Annotated in this window: 19 protein-coding genes; 6 read left to right on the top strand and 13 right to left on the bottom strand. The window is 65.4% G+C overall.

Translation table 11 applies throughout. The features are described from left to right. Positions 1-52 precede the first annotated feature (52 nt). The 5 genes from BHE01S_RS13850 to BHE01S_RS13825 all read left to right on the top strand — a co-directional run bounded on the left by BHE01S_RS13850 (position 53) and on the right by BHE01S_RS13825 (position 6926). Entirely contained in the window at positions 53-1180 is a 1128-nt protein-coding gene (locus BHE01S_RS13850; RefSeq protein ID WP_042264886.1) for a hypothetical protein, read from the top strand. Between the two features lie 33 nt (positions 1181-1213). Then, a complete protein-coding gene (gene recJ / locus BHE01S_RS13845; RefSeq protein WP_042264884.1) occupies positions 1214-2920 on the top strand; it encodes a single-stranded-DNA-specific exonuclease RecJ in 1707 nt (568 codons plus the stop codon). A 119-nt stretch (positions 2921-3039) separates the two neighbouring features. Beyond that, positions 3040-4144 (top strand): peptide chain release factor 2 gene (gene prfB / locus BHE01S_RS13835; RefSeq protein WP_110383967.1). Its coding sequence is split into 2 segments (ribosomal slippage): positions 3040-3120 and positions 3122-4144, totalling 1104 coding nucleotides; the frame shifts between segments, so codons are not numbered across the junction. A gap of 211 nt (positions 4145-4355) precedes the next feature. Next, positions 4356-5891: a lysine--tRNA ligase gene (gene lysS, locus BHE01S_RS13830; protein WP_042264879.1), complete on the top strand. Its 1536-nt coding sequence runs from the start codon at positions 4356-4358 to the stop codon at positions 5889-5891. Between the two features lie 306 nt (positions 5892-6197). Continuing rightward, entirely contained in the window at positions 6198-6926 is a 729-nt protein-coding gene (locus BHE01S_RS13825; RefSeq protein ID WP_042264877.1) for a glycine zipper 2TM domain-containing protein, read from the top strand. 96 nt (positions 6927-7022) lie between these two features. Here BHE01S_RS13825 and iscX read toward each other — a convergent pair whose 3' ends face one another. From iscX to BHE01S_RS13765, 12 genes are all read right to left on the bottom strand, one after another. Then, on the bottom strand, positions 7023-7220 hold the full coding sequence (iscX, locus tag BHE01S_RS13820) for a Fe-S cluster assembly protein IscX (protein WP_028204168.1): 198 nt from the start codon (positions 7218-7220) through the stop codon (positions 7023-7025). 30 nt (positions 7221-7250) lie between these two features. Beyond that, positions 7251-7592, bottom strand: a complete 342-nt coding sequence (gene fdx, locus BHE01S_RS13815) for an ISC system 2Fe-2S type ferredoxin (protein WP_042264873.1) — start codon at positions 7590-7592, stop codon at positions 7251-7253. Between the two features lie 184 nt (positions 7593-7776). Next, the gene (gene hscA, locus BHE01S_RS13810; RefSeq protein WP_042264871.1) at positions 7777-9648 is read right to left on the bottom strand and encodes a Fe-S protein assembly chaperone HscA; all 1872 of its coding nucleotides are present in this window, start codon (positions 9646-9648) and stop codon (positions 7777-7779) included. Positions 9649-9723: 75 nt separating this feature from the next. Next, entirely contained in the window at positions 9724-10272 is a 549-nt protein-coding gene (gene hscB / locus BHE01S_RS13805) for a Fe-S protein assembly co-chaperone HscB (protein WP_042264869.1), read from the bottom strand. Positions 10273-10378: 106 nt separating this feature from the next. After that, positions 10379-10702, bottom strand: a complete 324-nt coding sequence (gene iscA, locus BHE01S_RS13800) for an iron-sulfur cluster assembly protein IscA (protein ID WP_028210067.1) — start codon at positions 10700-10702, stop codon at positions 10379-10381. Between the two features lie 151 nt (positions 10703-10853). Next, on the bottom strand, positions 10854-11258 hold the full coding sequence (iscU, locus tag BHE01S_RS13795) for a Fe-S cluster assembly scaffold IscU (protein WP_028216879.1): 405 nt from the start codon (positions 11256-11258) through the stop codon (positions 10854-10856). Positions 11259-11372: 114 nt separating this feature from the next. Continuing rightward, a complete protein-coding gene (locus BHE01S_RS13790) occupies positions 11373-12596 on the bottom strand; it encodes an IscS subfamily cysteine desulfurase (protein WP_042264866.1) in 1224 nt (407 codons plus the stop codon). Positions 12597-12676: 80 nt separating this feature from the next. Beyond that, positions 12677-13210, bottom strand: a complete 534-nt coding sequence (gene iscR, locus BHE01S_RS13785) for a Fe-S cluster assembly transcriptional regulator IscR (protein ID WP_042264865.1) — start codon at positions 13208-13210, stop codon at positions 12677-12679. Positions 13211-13364: 154 nt separating this feature from the next. Beyond that, positions 13365-13847, bottom strand: a complete 483-nt coding sequence (locus BHE01S_RS13780) for a low molecular weight protein-tyrosine-phosphatase (RefSeq protein ID WP_042264863.1) — start codon at positions 13845-13847, stop codon at positions 13365-13367. A 108-nt stretch (positions 13848-13955) separates the two neighbouring features. Then, entirely contained in the window at positions 13956-14186 is a 231-nt protein-coding gene (locus BHE01S_RS13775; protein WP_042264861.1) for a hypothetical protein, read from the bottom strand. A gap of 159 nt (positions 14187-14345) precedes the next feature. After that, positions 14346-15782, bottom strand: a complete 1437-nt coding sequence (locus BHE01S_RS13770) for a lactate utilization protein B (RefSeq protein WP_042264860.1) — start codon at positions 15780-15782, stop codon at positions 14346-14348. A gap of 97 nt (positions 15783-15879) precedes the next feature. Next, positions 15880-16602 carry a (Fe-S)-binding protein gene (locus BHE01S_RS13765; protein WP_042264857.1) on the bottom strand — a complete coding sequence of 241 codons (723 nt, stop codon included), beginning with the start codon at positions 16600-16602 and terminating at the stop codon, positions 15880-15882. A gap of 189 nt (positions 16603-16791) precedes the next feature. On the opposite strand from BHE01S_RS13765, the gene BHE01S_RS13760 reads away from it, so the two are divergent. Continuing rightward, a complete protein-coding gene (locus tag BHE01S_RS13760) occupies positions 16792-17592 on the top strand; it encodes an IclR family transcriptional regulator (protein WP_028204180.1) in 801 nt (266 codons plus the stop codon). Between the two features lie 164 nt (positions 17593-17756). On the opposite strand, the gene pbpG is transcribed toward BHE01S_RS13760, so the two are convergent. Beyond that, on the bottom strand, positions 17757-18941 hold the full coding sequence (gene pbpG, locus BHE01S_RS13755; protein WP_042264855.1) for a D-alanyl-D-alanine endopeptidase: 1185 nt from the start codon (positions 18939-18941) through the stop codon (positions 17757-17759). Positions 18942-19257: the final 316 nt, after the last annotated feature.

Here is a 19257-nt window from a genome sequence, read left to right as displayed (position 1 = left end):
AGCCGTTGCGGCGCGCCCGAGGGCGGCCCGGCATGCGCAGCGCCGAAGTACAATGCGCACCATCATGCCCGCCGACCGACTCCATCTCCTTGTTCCCTTTGCCTTGCCTTCTGCGGCAGCCGCCTCCACTGCGCTCGCGGGCCTCGAATACCCGGCGCTCGCGAAACTGGTTGCGCGCGCGACACTCGGCGAGCAGGTGATCGGCGAGGACTTCCAGCGCACGCTGCCCCACGAGCGCTGGGTTGCGCGCCAGTTCGGCGCGCTCGGCCCCGCGAACGCGAGCGACGCAAAGCCCGCGCCCGCCGCCGACGACGAAGCGCCACTTGCGCCCTACATGCTGCTCGCCGACGGCGGGACGCCCGGCGACGCCACATGGGCGTGCGTGCAGCCCGTGCATGTGCGCATCGCGCACGATCATCTGGTGCTGATCGACCCTGCGTCGCTGGAACTCGCCGATAGCGACGCCGCCACGCTTTACACCGTCGCCCGGCCGCTGATCGAAGAACTGGGCGTGCGCATCGAGGCCCCGACGCCGCAGCGCTGGTATCTCTCGTCGGCGGCGTTCGGCACGCTCGCGGGCGCGTCGCCCTTGCGCGCGAGCGGCCGCAACATCGAGATCTGGCTGCCGCACGAGGCCCATTCGGGCCAGCGATCGCGCGCCTGGATGAAGGTGCAGAACGAAGTGCAGATGGCGTGGTTCGAGCATCCCGTGAACGAGGCACGCGAAGCGCGCGGCCTGCCCGCCGTCAATTCGATCTGGTTCCACGCGCAAGGCGCACTGCGCGCCGTCACGAGCCCTTATGCGCGCGTGCGCTCCGATGCGGCCGCCACGCGCGGCCTGGCGCTCGCCGCGAAGGCGGAAGTCGGCGCCGCGCCCGCGACCTTCGCCGCGCTCGCAGCCTCGCTCGACAACGGCTCCGGCGCGGGCGCGACGCTCGTCGAACTCGATCCGTTTTCAGCAGCCTTCATCCAGCAGGACTGGGGCCGCTGGAACGCCGCGTTCGCGCAACTGGAGCGCGACTGGTTCGCGCCCGCGCTCGCCGCGCTGCAAACGGGCGCGCTCGCCGCGCTCGACCTCACGCTGTGCGGCGACACCGGCTCGGTCACGCTGTCCGTCACGCGCGGCGATTTGCGCAAGTTCTGGCGACGCCGCCTGTTCGCGTCGCTCTTTATCGAATGATTCCCGAATGACCTCTTTCTTCCGCCGCCCCGCATGACCCGAATCGTCACCCGCGCCTGCTCGCCCGCCGACACCGAAGCGCTCGTGCGCCACGGCCTGCATCCGGTGCTAGCGCGCCTCTACGCCTCGCGCGGCATTTGCCAGCCCGACGAAATCGAAACCGGCCTTGCCCGCCTCATCCCGCCTGCCGGGATGAAGGGCCTCGACGAGGCCGCCACGCTGCTCGCCGATGCGATCGAAGCGGATTGCCGCTTGCTCGTGGTCGCCGACTACGACTGCGACGGCGCGACGGCGTGCGCCGTGGCCGTGCGCGGCCTGCGCATGTTCGGCGCGCAGATCGACTATCTCGTGCCGAACCGCTTCGAGTATGGCTACGGGCTCACGCCCGAGATCGTCGCGCTTGCCGCGCAACGCAAGGGCGGGCCGCCCGATGTCCTGATCACGGTGGACAACGGCATCGCCAGCGTGGAAGGCGTGGAAGCCGCCAACGCGCTCGGCATCGAGGTGCTCGTGACCGACCACCACCTGCCCGGCGACACGCTCCCCGACGCGCGCGCCATCGTCAATCCGAACCAGCCGGGCTGCGAGTTTCCGAGCAAGTGCATCGCGGGCGTGGGCGTGATGTTCTACACGCTGCTCGCGCTGCGCGCGGAATTGCGCAAGCGCGGTGCGTTCAGCGGCGGGAAGCCCGAGCCGCGCCTCGATGGACTGCTCGATCTCGTTGCGCTCGGCACCGTCGCCGACGTCGTCAAGCTCGACTGCAACAACCGCGTGCTCGTCGCGCAAGGCTTGCAGCGCGTGCGCAACGGCCGCATGCAGCCGGGTATCGCCGCGCTCTTTCGCGCGGCGGGCCGCGACGCGAAAAGTGCGTCCGGCTTCGACTTCGGCTTCGCGCTCGGGCCGCGTCTGAACGCGGCGGGCCGGCTCTCTGACATGTCGCTCGGCATCGAGTGCCTGACCACCGACGACGTGGGCCGCGCGTGGGAACTTGCACAGCAGCTCGACGGCATGAACCGCGAGCGCCGCGAGATCGAAGCCGGCATGCAGCAGCAGGCGCTCGCCGATCTCGCTGACGTCGATCCGCAAGGCAAGGCCACGCTCACGCTCTTTAACGAAGGTTGGCACCAGGGCGTGATCGGCATCGTCGCGGGGCGGCTCAAGGAGCGTTTTCACCGCCCCTCGTTCACCTTCGCGCCGGCCGACGAGGACGGCACACTCGTGAAGGGCTCGGGCCGCTCGATCCCCGGTTTCCATCTGCGCGACGCGGTCGATCTGATCAGCAAGCGCGAGCCCGGTCTGATCCAGAAGTTCGGCGGCCATGCCATGGCCGCGGGCATGACGATCGCCGCCGCCGACGTGCCGCGCTTCGCTGCTGCCTTCGAGCGCGTGGGCCGCGAGTGGCTCACCGAAGAAGCGCTCGCGCGCACGGTCGAAACCGACGGCGATCTCGAAGACGCCTACTTCACGCCCGATTTCGTGGAGATGCTCGACGCCGCCGTGTGGGGCCAGGGCTTCCCGGCGCCGGTCTTTTCAGGGGAATTCGAGGTGGCCTCGCAGGCGCTCGTGAAGGACAAGCACCTCAAGCTGCAACTGCTGCGCGGACGCCAGCGTTTCAACGCGATCTGGTTCAACCACACGGAGTCGCTGCCGCAGCACACCACTGTCGCCTACCGCCTCGTGCGCGACACCTGGAACGGCGTGTCGCGCGTGCAGCTCGTGGTGGAGCACGCTGCGCTCTGAACCTGCTTTTAACTGCACGTTGCGCGCAAAAGCGCGGGCCGCCCGAACGGCCCGCGCCGCCCTTGATCCGGGTTCAATCGGCTATAATTCAATGTTTTACACGCCGGATCACGATACAAATGGAAGCGGAACGTCTCAACGCGATCGAAGCCCTTTTGGCCGACCTGCGCACGCGCGCGGGCGAGCTACGGGGGTATCTTTGACTACGACGTAAAAGCCCGACGGCTCGTCGAAGTCAACAGCGAACTCGAAGACCCCAACGTCTGGAACGACTCCAAACACGCCCAGGGTCTCGGCAAGGAAAAGAAGCTGCTCGAGGGCGTCGTGCACGTGCTCGACGGCATCGAGAACGACACGCGCGATACCCAGGATCTCTTCGAGATGGCCCGCGAGGAAGGCGATGAGGACACGCTCGTCGCCGTCGAAACCGACGCTCACGCAATCGAAGCGCGCGTCGCCGACGTCGAGTTCCGCCGCATGTTCGCGAATCCGGCCGACCCGAACAACGCGTTCATCGACATCCAGGCCGGCGCCGGCGGCACCGAGGCGTGCGACTGGGCGTCCATGCTGCTGCGCCAGTACGTGCGCTACTGCGAGCGCAAGGGCTTCAAGACCGAAGTGCTCGAAGAATCCGAAGGCGACGTGGCCGGCATCAAGAGCGCGACGATCAAGGTCGAAGGCGAATACGCCTACGGCTTCCTGCGCACCGAAACCGGCATTCACCGCCTCGTGCGCAAGTCGCCGTTCGACTCGTCGGGCGGGCGTCATACGTCGTTTTCGTCGGTGTTCGTGTATCCGGAAATCGACGATTCGTTCGAGATCGAAGTCAATCCGGCCGATCTGCGCATCGACACGTATCGCGCTTCGGGCGCGGGCGGTCAGCACATCAACAAGACCGACTCCGCCGTGCGTATCACGCACGTGCCGTCGGGCATCGTCGTGCAGTGCCAGAACGACCGCTCGCAGCACCGTAACCGCGCCGAAGCCATGGCCATGCTGAAATCGCGCCTGTACGAGGCCGAGATGCGCAAGCGCCAGTCGGAACAGGACAAGCTCGAAGCGGGCAAGTCGGACGTGGGCTGGGGTCATCAGATCCGCTCCTACGTGCTCGACAACAGCCGTATCAAGGACCTGCGCACCAACGTCGAAATCAGCAACACCAAGGCTGTGCTCGACGGCGATCTCGACGCCTTCATCAGCGCAAGCCTGAAACAGGGCGTGTAAGCTTGCCGCACGCCACGGGTGCTGCAGTTCACCGCATGCCGCCCTCTCCTGCCGCGCCGCCCGCAACGACCGCGAGGTGCGCGACGCGCGGCAGGAACCGAAGTCCGCTTGTCTGCGCGCGATGCGCGCCGTGTCCCGCGAAGGACCATGCCGGGGCCGCAGCCCCGAAAACTCGCCGAAACACCTGCGAAACAAAGAACTCCGAGCCATCATGACCGAACCGACCCAGCAGAGCGCGCCCAGCGCCGCGCCCGAACTCGACGACAACCAGATCATCGCCGAGCGCCGCGAGAAACTGCGCGCGCTGCGCGAGGCAGGCGTCGCCTATCCGAACGACTTCCGCCCGACCCACCACGCCGCCGACCTGGCGCGCGACTACGCCGACACCGACAAGGACGCGCTCGAAGCGAACCCGCTCGAAGTCGCCATCGCCGGCCGCATGATGCTCAAGCGCGTGATGGGCAAGGCGAGCTTCGCCACGGTGCGCGACGGCTCGGGCCAGATCCAGTTCTTCATCACGCCCGCCGACGTGGGCGAGGCCACCTACGAGGCGTTCAAGAAGTGGGATCTCGGTGACATCGTCGCGGCCCAAGGGGTGCTGTTCCGCACGAACAAGGGCGAGCTTTCCGTGCGCTGCACGGAACTGCGCCTGCTCTCGAAGGCGCTGCGTCCGCTGCCGGACAAGTTCCACGGCCTCTCCGACCAGGAAATGCGCTATCGCCAGCGCTATGTCGACCTGATCGTCACGCCGGAAGCGCGTCAGACGTTCCAGGCGCGCACCAAGGCGATCTCCTCCGTGCGCCGCTTCATGGCCGACGCGGGCTTCATGGAAGTCGAAACGCCGATGCTGCACCCGATCCCGGGCGGCGCGGCCGCGAAGCCGTTCGTCACGCACCACAACGCGCTCGACATGCAGATGTTCATGCGCATCGCACCCGAGCTGTATCTCAAGCGCCTGATCGTGGGCGGCTTCGAGCGCGTGTTCGAGATCAACCGGAATTTCCGTAACGAAGGCGTTTCGCCGCGTCACAATCCGGAATTCACGATGATGGAGTTCTACGCCGCGTACACCGACTACGCGTGGCTCATGGACTTCACCGAGCAGCTGATCCGCCAGGCCGCCATCGACGCGAGCGGCACCGCCGTGCTGACGTATCAGGGCCGTGAACTCGACCTCTCGAAGCCGTTCCATCGCCTGACGATCCAGCAGGCGATCCAGAAGTACGCGCCGCAATACACGAACGAGCAGCTTGCCGACGCCGCCTTCCTGCGTACGGAACTCAAGAAGTTCGGCGTGGACACGAACCAGCCGGCGTTCCTGAACGCGGGCGTGGGCTCGCTCCAGCTGGCGCTCTTCGAAGAGACGGCCGAGTCGCAGCTGTGGGAGCCGACCTACATCATCGACTACCCTGTCGAAGTCTCGCCGCTCGCGCGCGCCTCGGACACGCTGCCCGGTATCACCGAGCGCTTCGAGCTCTTCATCACGGGCCGCGAGATCGCCAACGGCTTCTCGGAGCTCAACGATCCGGAAGACCAGGCCGCGCGCTTCAGGAAGCAGGTGGAGCAGAAGGACGCCGGCGACGAAGAAGCGATGTTCTACGACGCCGACTATATCCGCGCACTCGAATACGGCATGCCTCCGACGGGCGGCTGCGGCATCGGCATCGACCGTCTGATCATGCTGCTCACGGACAGCGCAAGCATCCGCGACGTGATCCTCTTCCCGCACCTGCGCCGCGAAGACTAAGCGGACCATGGTCCTGATACGACGGGGCGCATGCGGTTCACGCCGTATGCGCCCCGTTTCTTTTGGACCGCTGAGCGCACATGTTTGTAACCATCGGTAAAATCTGCCGACTGGCGCGGCGGCCGGGACGGGTACCCCAATTGCGCCAGCGCGGAAAACCGCGCTGAGCCACGCTGCGCGACGACCCCGCCCTCGTCGTCTGTCCGCACTCGCCGCGCGGGGTTACAAATTGAAACGCCCACAGACCTGGATTGGCTCACACTGGGTCGCACAAGAGAGCCAACTCTGCCAAAGACGGAGCCTGTCATGAACACAACCGATTCGACCACACCGAAACGCCGTCTCCATCCGCTGATCGCAACCGCGGCGGCAGCCGTCATCGTCGCGAGTCTCGCGGCCACCGCAGCCATCACCGGCGTTTTCCCGAAAGCTTCCAGCACCGCCGAACAGAGCGCCCAGGTTCAGACGGGGCAGACGGCCTCACAGCCGCCGGTCGTCGACTCGACGAAGCCGGTCCAGGCCTCGCAATATGCGCAGAACGAGCCGAATGCGCCCGCCGAAACGCAGCCGGCCCCAGCACAGGCTCAACAGCAGGCGGCCGTGCCCGTCGCCCCGGCGCAGCAGTACGGTCAACAGCCTGCCCAGCCGCCGCAGCCTGCGCAGCAGCAATACGCGCAGGAAGCACCGCCCGCCCAGCCCGCATGTTCGACGTGCGGCACGGTCGTCGCGATTTCCGAGGTCAAGCATGAAGGCCACGGCACCGGTATCGGCGCGGTAGGCGGCGCGGTGGCGGGTGGCGTGGTCGGCAACCAGTTCGGCGCGGGCAACGGCCGCACGGCCATGACGCTGCTCGGCGCGCTGGGCGGCGGTTTCGCGGGCAACTCGGTCGAAAAACACCTGCGCAGCACGACAAGTTATTCGGTGCGCGTGCGCATGGAGAACGGCAAGACGCGCTACTTCACATATCACGAGGCGCCACCGTTCCAGCAAGGCGAGCGCGTGCGTGTGGAGAACGGCACGCTGGTCGCGGGTTGAACGCGCTGAAGCCGGCGGCGCAGTAAAAAAGGCGATTTGCCGTCATGGCAAATCGCCTTTTTCTCGTCTCTGACTCCTTGCGGGGCGTGCCGGGAATCAGTAGTCCGCGTCTTCGATCCACGCGGCCTGGATCGCTTCGAGAATCTTCTCGTTCGAGCGCTCGGGGTCGTCGTCGAAACCGTCGAGCTGGGTGATCCAGCGGTGCAGATCGGTGAAGCGCACGTACTGCGGATCCACTTCGGGATGGGTGTCCGTCAAGGCCATCGCGATGTCCTGCGTATCGGTCCATTTCATGGCTGCGCGCTCCTCCTTGTCTTCAATGGCTCAGTGGTTTTCTTTCGCGTGGTTGATCGAGTAACGCGGAATCTCGACCACCAGGTCGTCGTTCTCGGGCACGATGGCCTGACACGACAGCCGCGACGTCGGCTCGAGGCCCCACGCCTTGTCGAGGAGATCGTCTTCATCTTCCCCGGACGGCACGAGTGCATCGAAACCTTCGCGCACGATTACGTGACAGGTCGTGCAGGCGCACGACTTTTCGCATGCGTGCTCGATTTCGATGCCGTGTTCGAGCAGCGCATCGCACACGCTCTCGCCCGGCCTGGCGTCGATGACCGCGCCTTCAGGACACAGTTCGACATGGGGCAGCACCACGATTTGAGGCATTGTGATTTCCGTATCCAATAACTTTCATATCGGGCGCATGCCCCGCCTCCGACGGCGGCATGTGCCCATTCTACTGTCGGTGCGCGCTCGGCCACATCGGGAAAGCACGCACGCGTGCGCCGTTTGCTAACGACGCGTTCGCCTTTAAGCTGTTGAGGCTGTAGCGGCGCCTTTAACCGCGCCTTTAGCCAATCTCGTCGAGCTTCTTGCCCGCCAGCGCGCGCTTGATGCCCTTGTCCATCCGGCGCGCTGCGAACTCGTCGGTGCCTTCGGAAAGCGCCTTCGTCGCGGCTTCGATCGCGCCGGCGTCCTCGCCCTGCGCGAGTTGCGCCAGCGCGGCGATCAACGCGTCGACCTGCGCGCGCTCGGCTTCGTCGAGCAGTTCACCGTCGGCGCCCAAAGCGGCACCCGTCGCTTCGATGATGCGTTGCGCCTCGACCTGCGCCTCGCGCAACGCGCGGGCGCGCATGTCGACTTCGGCGGTCTTGAAGCTGTCTTCGAGCATGCGGGCCACGTCGTCGTCGGCGAGACCGTAGGACGGCTTCACCACCACCGAGGCCTCCACACCCGAGAGCTGCTCGCGCGCGAACACCGACAGGAGGCCGTCCGCATCCACCTGGTAAGTCACGCGGATGCGCGCCGCGCCCGCCGCCATCGGCGGAATGCCGCGCAGTTCGAAACGCGCGAGCGAGCGGCAGTCGGCGACGAGCTCGCGCTCGCCCTGCACCACGTGAATCGCCATGGCCGTCTGGCCGTCCTTGAAGGTCGTGAAGTCCTGCGCACGCGCGACCGGAATGGTCGAATTGCGCGGGATGATCTTCTCGACGAGGCCACCCATCGTCTCCACGCCGAGCGAAAGCGGAATGACGTCGAGCAGCAGCCAGTCGTCGTCGCCGCCGCGGTTGCCCGCGAGCAGGTCGGCCTGGATCGCCGCGCCGAGCGCGACGACCTGATCCGGGTCCAGATTCGTGAGCGGCGCCTGGCCGAAGTGCTGCTCCACGGCGCGCCGGATCACGGGCATGCGCGTCGCGCCGCCAACCAGCACCACGCCCTTGACGTCCTTCGCGGCCACCTTCGCGTCGCGCAGCGCCTTCTTCGTCGGCGTGAGCGTGCGCTGCACGAGCGCCTGCGTGAGCGCTTCGAAGCGCGGCTCGTCGATCGTCAGCGCGATCTGCCGGCCGCTCGACAGGGTCGCCTCGATGCGCGCCTCGGGCGCGCTCGAGAGCGCTTCCTTCGCGTCGCGCACGCGGTCGAGCAGCAAACGGACGTCTTCGGGCGCGAGAGACGCGCGCTCGACGCCGGACTGCTCCAGCGCGTAAGCGAAGAGTGCATGGTCGAAATCGTCGCCGCCGAGCGCCGAATCGCCGCCGGCCGCCAGCACTTCGAACACGCCCTTCGTGAGCTTGAGAATCGACAAGTCGAAAGTGCCGCCGCCGAGGTCGTAGACCGCGTAGAGACCTTCGGCGCCGTTGTCGAGCCCGTACGCGATCGCCGCCGCAGTCGGCTCGTTTAGCAGACGCAGCACGTTCAGGCCCGCAAGACGCGCGGCGTCCTTGGTCGCCTGGCGCTGCGCTTCGTCGAAGTATGCCGGCACCGTGATGACGGCGCCCACGAGCTCGTCGCCGAGCGTGTCTTCGGCGCGCTGGCGCAGCGTCGCGAGAATTTCCGCCGACACTTCGACGGGGCTCTTCACGCCGTCGACAGTCTGGATCTGCACCATGCCCGGCGCGTCGACGAAGTCGTACGGCGCGTTGGCCGCGCCTTCGACGTCGGACTTGCCGCGGCCCATGAAGCGCTTGACCGACACGATCGTATTGCGCGGGTCGGTGGCGGCTTGCGCCTTCGCCGTGCGGCCGATGCGGCGGCCACCGTTGGCGAGATAGCGCACGACCGAGGGCAGCAGCACGTGGCCGTCCTCGTCGGGCAGCACGTCGGGCACGCCGCTGCGCACCGCGGCGACCAGCGAGTTCGTCGTGCCGAGGTCGATGCCGACGGCGAGTCGCCGCTGATGCGGCGCCGGCGCCATGCCGGGTTCGGAGATTTGCAGTAAGGCCATCTGTGTAATCTGCTTTTAAACCTGCTTTTTTACCTGGTAGGCGCGAGCGCCCGATATCCGTTTCAGCGCACGGCGTCAGCCTTCGAGCCGCTCGATCTGCGAGTCGATTTCGCCCGCCACGCGCTCGATGAACATGAGCTGGCGCACCGCCTCGGCCGCGGGCTGGTTCGAACCGCTGTCGAGCAGCGCCGCGAGCTTCGTGAAGCGCACGCGTTCATCGTCGCGCAGTTCGCCCGCGAGTGCGTCGAGCGCATCGACGTTCTTCGCGCCGACCGCGTCTTCGATCGCCTCGCGCCACTCCATCTGCTGCATGAGGAACGCGGGCTCCATCGCGGTGTTGTTCTCCGCGCCAACATCGATGCCGCGCAGCTGCAGCAGGTACTTCGCGCGCTTGAGCGGATCGCGCAGCGTCTGATACGCCTCGTTGGCGCGCGTGGCCCATTGCATGGCGATGCGCTTTTGCGCCTCGCCGGCCGCGGCGAAGCGGTCGGGATGCACCTGCGCCTGCACCGTGCGGTAGGCATGATCGAGCGCGTTCGCATCGATCTCGAACTGCTCGGGCAGGCCGAACAGCACGAAGTGGCTATCGGAGAGCGAGCGGGAAGGCGTGGAAGGCGTGCTCATCGGCTGGAACGTTCGGGTGGGGCTATGAAAGGCTGAAGGGGACTGACGCGCGGCCATCAAAATCAAAAAGGCGGCACAGGCCGCCTTTTCACCGCTCTACGCGGGCTCAAACGCGGAAGGACTCGCCGCAGCCGCACTCGTCCTTCACATTCGGGTTGTTGAACCGGAAGCCTTCGTTCAGGCCCTCGCGCACGAAGTCGAGCTGCGTGCCGTCGATATAGGCGAGACTCTTCGGGTCGACGATGACCTTCACGCCGTGGCTCTCGAAGACGTTGTCCTCGGGCGCGAGTTCGTCGACGTACTCGAGCTTGTATGCAAGGCCCGAGCAGCCCGTCGTGCGCACGCCGAGACGCAGGCCCACGCCCTTGCCGCGACGGGTCAGGTACTTTTGCACGTGCTGTGCCGCTTTTTCAGTCAACGTAATTGCCATAGCATCTTCGCCGCGCCTCGCGCCGCCGGTTGGGCTTTCGCCTTGCCTTGCGTCGCGACGCAACCCTGCTGCATCCAGAATCGTTAGTCACAGGGCGCCGAACCTGCCGGTCCGACGCCGTCCTGCATCTACTGCGCCGCAGCGCTGCGCTTTACGCCGCGTCGGCCTTCGCTTCCGTCGTGTGACGCTGGCGATAATCCGCAACCGCTGCCTTGATCGCGTCTTCCGCGAGAATCGAGCAGTGGATCTTCACCGGCGGCAGCGCCAGTTCTTCGGCGATCTGCGTGTTCTTGATGTCGAGCGCCTGGTCGAGCGTCTTGCCCTTCACCCACTCGGTCACGAGCGAGCTCGAAGCGATCGCCGAGCCGCAGCCGTAGGTCTTGAACTTCGCGTCTTCGATCACGCCGTCCGCGCCCACGCGGATCTGCAGCTTCATCACGTCGCCGCACGCCGGCGCGCCGACCATGCCGGTGCCCACTGCGTCGTCGTCCTTGGCGAACGAGCCGACGTTGCGCGGGTTTTCGTAGTGGTCCAGAACCTTGTCGCTATATGCCATGATCACACTCCTTCAATTCGTTGGCCGCGCTGCACGCAGTTGACTGCTCATTGCGCTGCGGCCGGTTCGTTTTCGCTATTGACTGCGCTGCCTGAAGCCTCAATGGGGCGGGCGTTAGTGCGCTGCCCACTGGATGGTCGACAGATCGATGCCGTCCTGATGCATTTCCCACAGCGGCGAAAGCTCGCGCAGCTTGGCGATCTTCGTCTTCAGCAGGTTGATCACGTAGTCCACGTCCTGTTCGGTCGTGAAGCGGCCCACCGTGAAGCGGATCGAGCTGTGCGCCAGCTCGTCGTTGCGGCCGAGCGCGCGCAGCACGTACGACGGCTCGAGCGATGCGGAGGTGCACGCCGAACCCGACGACACCGCCACGTCCTTCACCGCCATGATCAGCGACTCGCCTTCGACGAAGTTGAAGCTGATGTTCAGGTTGTGCGGCACACGCTGTTCCATGTCGCCGTTCACGTAGGTTTCGTCGATTTCCTTCAGGCCGCGCAGGAGCTTGTCGCGCAGCATGCGCACACGCTCGTTTTCCGTGGCCATCTCTTCACGCGCGATGCGGAACGCTTCGCCCATGCCGACGATCTGGTGCGTGGCCAGCGTGCCCGAGCGCATGCCGCGCTCGTGGCCGCCGCCGTGCATCTGCGCTTCGATGCGCACGCGCGGCTTGCGGCGCACATACAGCGCTCCGATGCCCTTCGGGCCGTAGGTCTTGTGCGCCGAGAACGACATCAGGTCGACCTTGAGCTTTTGCAGGTCGATGGGTGCCTTGCCCGTGGATTGCGCAGCGTCGACGTGGAAAATGATGCCCTTTTCGCGGCAGATTTCGCCGATCGTCGCGATGTCCTGGATCACGCCGATCTCGTTGTTCACGTGCATGACGGAAACGAGGATCGTGTCGGGGCGCAGCACGGCCTTGAACGCTTCGAGGTCGATCAGGCCGTCGTCCTTGACGTCGAGATACGTCACTTCGTAGCCTTCGCGCTCGAGCTCGCGGCAGGTGTCGAGCACGGCCTTGTGCTCGGTCTTCACCGTGATGATGTGCTTACCCTTGCTCTTGTAGAAGTGCGCGGCGCCCTTGATCGCGAGGTTGTCCGATTCGGTTGCGCCGGAGGTCCAGATGATTTCGCGCGGGTCGGCGTTGACGAGCGCGGCAACCTGCTCGCGCGCTTCCTCGACGGCGCGCTCCGCATCCCAGCCATAGGCGTGGCTGCGCGACGCCGGATTGCCGAACTGCTCGCGCAGATACGGAATCATCTTGTCCACCACGCGCGGGTCGACGGGGGTCGTCGCGCTGTAGTCCATGTAAATGGGCAGGTGGGGAATCTCGTTATTCATCTATCGCTCCGGGGAATCTTGTGTGCTGCGCTGTACTGTCTGTTTTGCAAACTGCGGCGTTCTGGCGGCGCTCGAAGGTCTTACGAACCCGCCATGTTGAAGATCGAGTTCGGACCCAGCGGCATCGCCCTGACTGGCTCCACCGCCGGCGCCTCGGCGCGGCGGTCGCGCAGGACGGCGGGCGCGGCGCCTTCGCGGGCGCGCTGCTTGTCCACCAGATCCTTGAGCGACACCGAATCGAGGTACTCGACCATTTTCTGGTTCAGCGTCGACCAGAGTTCGTGTGTCATGCAGTGGCCGTCGTGCTGCTTGGTGCCTTCGCAGGCGCCCTTGCCGCCGCACTGGGTGGCGTCGAGCGGCTCGTCCACGGCGATGATGATGTCCGCCACCGTGACGTCCTCCGCGCGGCGCGCGAGGTTATACCCGCCGCCCGGCCCGCGGACCGATTCGACGATTTCATGACGGCGCAGCTTGCCGAACAGCTGTTCGAGGTACGACAGCGAGATGTGCTGGCGCTGGCTGATACCCGCAAGCGTCACCGGGCCCTGCTCCTGGCGCAGCGCCAGGTCAATCATCGCCGTGACGGCGAAACGGCCTTTGGTGGTGAGTCTCATGATGTAGGGGAACCGCAATTCTCGACAATTTTCGTCAAGTATAAATACATGACTAGTTTAGTCAAGTATCAACGTCGCGATTCGGGTTATTAGGCGCGCAGCGAAGCGCAAAAATGGCGCGATTTCTGCATCCGGCAGAGTCGCGCCGCTCATCTCAATCGGCCAGTTGCGGACGCAATGCGGCGAGCAGACCTGCGCAGGCGGCCTCGCATTGATCGAGCACCGCTTCGAAGCCTGCCTCGCCGCCGAAATAGGGGTCGACCACCACACGCGTTTCGGCCTGCGGCGCGAATTCCATCAGGAGGCGGATCTTGTCGCGCTCGCTCGCCGGGCAGACACCCTGAAGCGCGCTCACGTTGGCGTCGTCCATCGCGACGATCAGATCGAAACGGCGAAAATCTTCGGCAGCGATCTGCCGGGCGCGCAGTGGCGCGAGATCGTAACCGCGCAGGCCGCCGGTGCGCTGGGCGCGCTCGTCGGGCGCCTCGCCGATGTGCCAGTCACCCGTGCCTGCCGAATCGACCTCGACGCGCCCCGCCAACCCCGCCTCGTCGACGAGGCGCAGCATCACGGCCTCAGCCGTGGGCGAGCGGCAGATATTGCCAAGACAAACGAAGCAGACGGAAACCTTTTTCATTCGTGGGGGCCAGGGCAACGGCAGGCGTTCAGCGCGCGGCGGCGAATCTCAAATTATACAAAGCGCACGACGTACGCGCTGCGCGGCGCGTTGGCGCCAGCGCAATCATCAGATCGCGTTCGAGCGCGGCAGCGTGGCAATGCCTTTCATCGCCTTCACCGGCGTTTTGCCTTCGCTGCCCACGAGGCCATACGACACCGCGCGCGCGAGTTCTGCGGTGACCTGATCGGCGGCGAGCGGCATTTGCTGCTCGGCGGTCTTCCACGCATGGACCCATGCGATCACCGCGAGCGGCACGATCAGCGCCAGCGGCCAGTACACCGTTATTTTCTTTCTCATGATGCGACCCTCTATCGACTGTGAAGCGACAGGTGCGGACGCACTATCGCCAGTCGAGATGATATAGAGAGTCACAATCGGGAAAAACCCGGTCCGAACGAACACACTGTTGCGCCAGCTTAAATAGTTGGCGAACTGGACTTGACCGCTGCGCGCGTGTCAGGCTTGTTCGGAGCGCGTTGTCGTGTCCAGGTGCGTGTGCCGCGCCGCGTACAGCTCGCGAAACGTCCGGCCGACCGGTGCAGGCATATCGCGCCCGTTGGTCCAGCCGCGCGCGAATGGCAGCTTGCGAATGAGCCTCGTCTGACCGCCCATGCGCTCGAGTATCCGCACCCCGAGTTTGGTGAGCAGCGCGTAGGCCGTCGGGTGGAGCGCGAGCCAGCCCCAGGCTGCGAGCGCCGCGCGCTCGCGCCACGGGCGCAAATGCCGCTGCGTCTGCTTCTCGCGCAGTTTGCGCAGCAAGTCCGAAAGCGGGATGCCCACCGGGCAGACGCTGTTGCACTCGCCGCACAGGGTGGCGGCCTGCGGCAGATCGAGCGTCTTTTCGATACCGACGTAGGCTGGCGTGAGCACAGAGCCCATCGGCCCCGGATAGACCCAGCCGTACGCGTGGCCGCCCACCTTCTGATAGACCGGGCAGTGGTTCATGCACGCCCCGCAACGGATGCAGCGCAGCATCTCCTGGAATTCGCCACCGATCAGGCCGGTGCGGCCGCCGTCCACGAGCACGACGTACATGTGCTCGGGGCCGTCCTGGTCCCCGGATGCCCGCGGGCCCGTGAGAACCGAGAAGTAGTTCGACGTGGCCTGCCCGGTTGCCGAACGCGGCAACAGACGCATGGCGGTGGCGAGGTCTTCGAGCGTCGGCAGCACCTTCTCGATGCCCGTCACCGCGACGTGCACGCGCGGCATGACGGTGCACATGCCCTCGTTGCCCTCGTTGGTCACCAGCACGACCGAGCCCGTTTCCGCGACGAGGAAGTTGCCGCCCGTCACGCCCATGTCCGCCGAGAGAAAATGCGGACGCAGGACTTCGCGCGCCTCGCGGGTCATGTCGGGGATCTCGGTCAGGCGCGGCTTGTCGTGCGTCTTCGCGAAGAGATCGGCGATCTCGTCCTTGTCCTTGTGGACGACGGGCGCAATGATGTGGCTCGGCGGCTCGTTGTCGTTGATCTGCAGGATGTACTCGCCCAGATCGGTCTCGATGGACTGCACGCCCATTTCCGCAAGCACCGTATTGAGCCGCATCTCCTCCGAAACCATCGACTTGGTCTTGATGACCTTGCGCACGTCGTGCCGCCGCGCGATGTCCGCGACGAGCCTCGCCGCGTCTTGCGCCGTTTCCGCGTAGAGCACGGTCACGCCGCGCCGCGTCGCCTCGGTCTCGAACTGCTCGAGCCAGACGTCGAGATTGTCGAGCGCACGGTTGCGGCGCGCCTTGAGCGCCGCGCGCGTGGCGGGGAAATCGATCGCGGTGATCGCCTCGGCGCGCGCCGAGACGAACTTGGTCGAAAGTTTCTTGAGGTTGTGCTGCAGACGCTGATCGGCCAGCTTTTGACCGGCGCGCGCCTTGAACTGCATCGATTGGACTTGCATGGCATAAGGGCGTGGTTGAGCGGTGTTCGGCGAGGTCCGGGATCGAAGTCCGGCGCGAGGCGGCCATGCCGTGCGAAACGCGGCAGCCGGCGGCACATCACACGTCGCCGGCCAGCACCTGTGCGATGTGCAGCACGCGCGTGGTGGTGTCGCCGGTGCGGCGCAAACGCCCTTCGATATTCAGCATGCAGCCGAGGTCCCCGAGCACCAGCGCGCCCGTGCCGCTCGCCTGAACATTCGCGCATTTTTCGTCCGCGATGGCCGTCGAGATGTCCCCGTATTTCACCGCAAAGGTGCCGCCGAAGCCGCAGCAGTGCTCGCAGTCTTTCATCTCGCGCACTTCGACGCCGCGCTGGGCGAGCAACGCGCGCGGCTGCGCCTTGATTCCAAGCTCACGCAGGCCTGAACATGAGTCGTGATAGGTCACCGGCCCGTCGAACTCCCCTTGCGGCAGCGTGACCTTGGCGACGTTCACGAGAAAATCCGTGAGTTCGTAGACCCGCTCGCGCAACTTGCCGTAACGCGCCATCAATTCCGGATCGTCGCGAAACAGATCGCCATAGTGCACGCGGATCATGCCGCCGCAAGAACCCGAAGGGACGACGAGATAGTCGAACTGCTCGAATTCGCGCAGCGTCTTTTCCGCGAGGTCACGCGCGATCGCACGCTCGCCGGAGTTGTAGGCCGGCTGGCCGCAGCAGGTTTGCGCAGGCGGCACGACGACTTCATAGCCCGCCTCTTCGAGCAATTTGAGCGTTGAAAAACCAATTTCCGGACGCATCGTATCGATGAGGCACGTGACGAACAAACCGACTCGCATGAAGACTCCTCGTGAAAACCGTCCCCGATTATCCGCTGTTTCGCCGCCATGACCAACGCCGGCCCGCACGCCCTCGCCAGTGGCGCGCGATGCCGCAGTGCAGCGTGAATCTCCGTCCTGGCGCTTACTTTTTTCACGATACGAGATACAATGCCTTTTCCGCCTCGCGTGTCAAACGAATCTGAACCCATGAGCGACACCCATCCAGATCCGAAGACCTCAATTCAGGTGATCGAGCGCATGATGCGCCTGCTGGACGCGCTGGCCGCGCACAGCGACCCTGTCAGCCTGAAGGAACTTGCGCAGCGCACCGAACTGCATCCTTCGACTGCGCACCGCATCCTGAACGACATGGTGAGTTGCCGTCTCGTCGACCGCTCCGATCCCGGCACCTACCGGCTTGGCATGCGGCTGCTCGAACTCGGCAACCTCGTGAAAGCGCGGCTTTCGGTGCGTGACGCGGCGCTCACGCCGATGCGCGAGCTGCACCGTCTCACGGGCCAGACCGTCAACCTCTCCGTGCGCCAGGGCGACGAAATCGTCTATATCGAGCGCGCCTATTCGGAGCGCTCGGGCATGCAGGTGGTGCGCGCCATTGGCGGCCGGGCTCCGCTGCACCTCACGTCGGTCGGCAAGCTCTTTCTGGCCGCCGACGAAGCGAACCGCGTGCGCGCCTACGCCACGCGCACCGGCCTGTCGGGCCACACGCGCAACAGCATTACCGACCTGGGACGCCTCGAACGCGAACTCGCCCACGTCCGCCAGCAATTCTGCGCGCGCGACAACGAAGAGCTCGAACTGGGCGTGCGCTGCATCGCCGCCGGCATCTACGACGACACCGGCAAGCTGGTGGCAGGTCTTTCGCTCTCGGCGCCTGCGGACCGCCTGCAGGACTCGTGGCTCGGCCAGTTGAGCAAGACCGCGCTGACGATTTCGGAGTCACTGGGCTATCACCCGGAGCCCGCTGAAGGCAACGTGCAGCCGGCCTGAAGTCAGGGTGAAGGGCAATCGGAAGAGCGCAGGCGTGTCCTGCGCTTTTTTTTTGGCGCTTGCTGACTGCCGCGCATGTCGACAAAGGACGAGCAGCCCACGCCGGAATGTAAAACGCCCCGCAGTGGCGGGGCGTTCGCTGGGTCGATCCGCGCAGGCGCAGATCAGGTCCCGGCGCCGCCTGCGTCGGCGCTCGTAATGCGCGGCTGCTGGTCGGCGCCGCCGTTGTCGAGCCACGTGCGCACGCGCGTGGCATCTGCGAAGCGCGAGTACTTGCCGCTCGAATCGAGCAAGACCATGATCACCGGACGATTGTGAATCGTCGTCTGCATGACGAGGCACTCACCCGCTTCGTTGATGAAGCCCGTTTTCTGCAGGCCGATGTCCCACGACGCATTGCGGACCAAGGCATTCGTGCTGTTGTAGGCGAGATTGCGCTTGCCCGTGAACACGTCGTAGCTGCGGTCGGTCGAGAACTGGCGAATCATCGGGTACTGGTAGGCCGCGTTCACCATCTTCACGAGGTCGCGCGCCGTCGAGACGTTGTGGCTCGTGAGCCCCGTCGAATTCTCGAAATGCGTATCGGTCATGCCGAGCTGCTTTGCCTTCGCGTTCATCGCCGCGATGAACGCCGGACGGCCGCCCGGGTAATAGCGCGAGAGCGCCGCCGCCGCGCGGTTTTCCGACGCCATCAGCGCGATGTGCAGCATGTCTTCGCGCGAGAGCACCGAGCCCACCGAAAGACGCGAGCCCGTGTTCTTCTCGTAGTCGCGGTCTTCGTCCGTGACTTCGATGGGTTCCGAGAGCGACGCTTTCGAGTCGAGCACGACCATCGCGGTCATGAGCTTCGAGATCGAGGCGATGGGCACAACGGCGCGCGAGTTCTTGTCGAACAGCGGCTCGAGCGTGTTCTGGTCGACCACGTACGCAACGCCCGAGCGCAGCATCAGCGAGTCGGGCGTCTCGTGCAGACCGAACGCCTGACCAACGGTCGGCTGACGCGGTTCGAACGCGACACGGCGCACCGCCGAATGATGGCGGCCGTTCATCGTATAAGCGACGCGGCGTTTTTTGGCCACCGGACGCGCCTCGTCCTCCCTGGCGGCGACGGCGCGGGCTGTGCCCGCCTTCTTGCTGGCCCTGGCCGTTTCCGGCTCGGCCTTCGCAACCTTCTTGGTGGCTTTTTTCGCCTTGGCCGTTTTGGCCGGCGCAGCGTCTTGCGACGCAGCAAAGGCGCCCTCAGGCGCCACGAGCGTCGCACTGATCGCAACGGAAACAGCAACCGACAATGCGGTGCTGATAACCGACGACGGCATCAGTGAGAACGACAGGAGCTTGTCGGATTTCATTAGTGTTCTTGATGGAGCGGCGGGATCGTTCGCCAAGTGTAGTAAAACCACGAAAAATTCGCAAATTGAAGCACTTATAGGCGCTCATTAAACCGAAGTATGACCTCCGATTGATCTGGCCAATGCACTTCCCGCATTCGATGGAGTCAGACAATTGCCAAGCCGCTCCTCTCGCGCGACGCCGCTTACTGACAACGTTTGCGGCACACGCAAAATGCGCTTGCTGCATTAACGGCGTCCGTCGCAGGAACTTGAACTGAGGAAAATACGGGTGAGTGTTGTCTGACTACCAGTGCCGCCGTGCCGCGCGACGCGC

This window comes from Paraburkholderia heleia NBRC 101817 (genome assembly GCF_000739775.1).
Classification (GTDB): domain Bacteria; phylum Pseudomonadota; class Gammaproteobacteria; order Burkholderiales; family Burkholderiaceae; genus Paraburkholderia; species Paraburkholderia heleia.
Note: the sequence above shows the minus strand (reverse complement) of the source record. Positions and strands in the feature narration are given on the sequence as shown.

What these genes read in the sequence shown, in the direction of transcription:
- BHE01S_RS13850 (WP_042264886.1), top strand. Translation starts at nt 53, where the DNA reads ATGCGCACCATCATGCCCGCCGACCGACTCCATCTCCTTGTTCCCTTT.
- recJ (WP_042264884.1), top strand. Translation starts at nt 1,214, where the DNA reads ATGACCCGAATCGTCACCCGCGCCTGCTCGCCCGCCGACACCGAAGCG.
- lysS (WP_042264879.1), top strand. Translation starts at nt 4,356, where the DNA reads ATGACCGAACCGACCCAGCAGAGCGCGCCCAGCGCCGCGCCCGAACTC.
- BHE01S_RS13825 (WP_042264877.1), top strand. Translation starts at nt 6,198, where the DNA reads ATGAACACAACCGATTCGACCACACCGAAACGCCGTCTCCATCCGCTG.
- iscX (WP_028204168.1), bottom strand. Translation starts at nt 7,220, where the DNA reads ATGAAATGGACCGATACGCAGGACATCGCGATGGCCTTGACGGACACC.
- fdx (WP_042264873.1), bottom strand. Translation starts at nt 7,592, where the DNA reads ATGCCTCAAATCGTGGTGCTGCCCCATGTCGAACTGTGTCCTGAAGGC.
- hscA (WP_042264871.1), bottom strand. Translation starts at nt 9,648, where the DNA reads ATGGCCTTACTGCAAATCTCCGAACCCGGCATGGCGCCGGCGCCGCAT.
- hscB (WP_042264869.1), bottom strand. Translation starts at nt 10,272, where the DNA reads ATGAGCACGCCTTCCACGCCTTCCCGCTCGCTCTCCGATAGCCACTTC.
- iscA (WP_028210067.1), bottom strand. Translation starts at nt 10,702, where the DNA reads ATGGCAATTACGTTGACTGAAAAAGCGGCACAGCACGTGCAAAAGTAC.
- iscU (WP_028216879.1), bottom strand. Translation starts at nt 11,258, where the DNA reads ATGGCATATAGCGACAAGGTTCTGGACCACTACGAAAACCCGCGCAAC.
- BHE01S_RS13790 (WP_042264866.1), bottom strand. Translation starts at nt 12,596, where the DNA reads ATGAATAACGAGATTCCCCACCTGCCCATTTACATGGACTACAGCGCG.
- iscR (WP_042264865.1), bottom strand. Translation starts at nt 13,210, where the DNA reads ATGAGACTCACCACCAAAGGCCGTTTCGCCGTCACGGCGATGATTGAC.
- BHE01S_RS13780 (WP_042264863.1), bottom strand. Translation starts at nt 13,847, where the DNA reads ATGAAAAAGGTTTCCGTCTGCTTCGTTTGTCTTGGCAATATCTGCCGC.
- BHE01S_RS13775 (WP_042264861.1), bottom strand. Translation starts at nt 14,186, where the DNA reads ATGAGAAAGAAAATAACGGTGTACTGGCCGCTGGCGCTGATCGTGCCG.
- BHE01S_RS13770 (WP_042264860.1), bottom strand. Translation starts at nt 15,782, where the DNA reads ATGCAAGTCCAATCGATGCAGTTCAAGGCGCGCGCCGGTCAAAAGCTG.
- BHE01S_RS13765 (WP_042264857.1), bottom strand. Translation starts at nt 16,602, where the DNA reads ATGCGAGTCGGTTTGTTCGTCACGTGCCTCATCGATACGATGCGTCCG.
- BHE01S_RS13760 (WP_028204180.1), top strand. Translation starts at nt 16,792, where the DNA reads ATGAGCGACACCCATCCAGATCCGAAGACCTCAATTCAGGTGATCGAG.
- pbpG (WP_042264855.1), bottom strand. Translation starts at nt 18,941, where the DNA reads ATGAAATCCGACAAGCTCCTGTCGTTCTCACTGATGCCGTCGTCGGTT.